This window comes from Bradyrhizobium sp. Mp27, from assembly GCF_029953005.1.
In the GTDB taxonomy this organism is placed as follows: Bacteria; Pseudomonadota; Alphaproteobacteria; order Rhizobiales; family Xanthobacteraceae; genus Bradyrhizobium; species Bradyrhizobium barranii.
Map to the genome: position 1 here is coordinate 1 of NZ_JASAUS010000677.1, position 383 is coordinate 383.

Genomic DNA, 383 nt, shown 5'->3' on the forward strand with positions numbered 1-383 from the left:
CGATCGTGGTGTTCTCCTTGTCGATCATCACCTTCTTGGCGCGACCGAGCATGTTGAGCGTGACGTTCTCGAGCTTGATGCCGAGATCTTCCGAGATCGCCTGGCCGCCGGTCAGGATCGCGATGTCCTGCAGCATGGCCTTGCGGCGATCGCCGAAGCCCGGAGCCTTGACGGCCGCGACCTTCAGACCACCGCGCAGACGGTTCACGACCAGGGTCGCAAGCGCTTCGCCTTCGACGTCCTCGGCGACGATGACCAGCGGCTTGCCGGTCTGCACCACGGCCTCGAGCAGCGGCAGCAGCTCGTTCAGCGAGGAGAGCTTCTTCTCGTTGATGAGGATGTAGGCGTCGTCCATCTCAACGCGCATCTTGTCGGCGTTGGTG

At 63.2% G+C, this 383-nt stretch carries 1 protein-coding gene; it reads right to left on the reverse strand.

Annotated features, from left to right (window positions below; all coding sequences use genetic code 11):
• Positions 1-383: TCP-1/cpn60 chaperonin family protein (locus QJT78_RS53455; RefSeq protein ID WP_281460962.1), on the reverse strand; the 383-nt coding region annotated here is incomplete at both ends.